Annotated in this window: 1 protein-coding gene; it reads left to right on the forward strand. The window is 66.2% G+C overall.

The features are described 5' to 3' along the window. On the forward strand, positions 1–287 hold a 287-nt coding region (locus RM704_RS45020), incomplete at both ends, for a KR domain-containing protein (protein WP_311593666.1).

Raw genomic sequence — 287 nt, forward strand, 5'->3', positions numbered from 1 at the left:
TGGTGCATGCGGCCGGTGTGGTGGATGACGGTGTGCTGGGGTCGCTGACGGCGGATCGTTTGGATGGTGTGCTGGGTGCGAAGGCGGACGCGGCGTGGTATCTGCATGAGCTGACGCGGGAGTTGGATCTGTCGGCGTTCGTGTTGTTCTCGTCGTTGTCGGGGACGGTGGGTGGTGCGGGGCAGGGTAATTACGCGGCGGCGAATGCGTATCTGGACGGGTTGGCGGAGTATCGGCGGGGGTTGGGGCTGCCTGCGACCTCCCTGGCCTGGGGACTCTGGGACGAG

This window comes from Streptomyces gottesmaniae (genome assembly GCF_031845845.1).
Lineage (GTDB): Bacteria > Actinomycetota > Actinomycetes > Streptomycetales > Streptomycetaceae > Streptomyces > Streptomyces akebiae.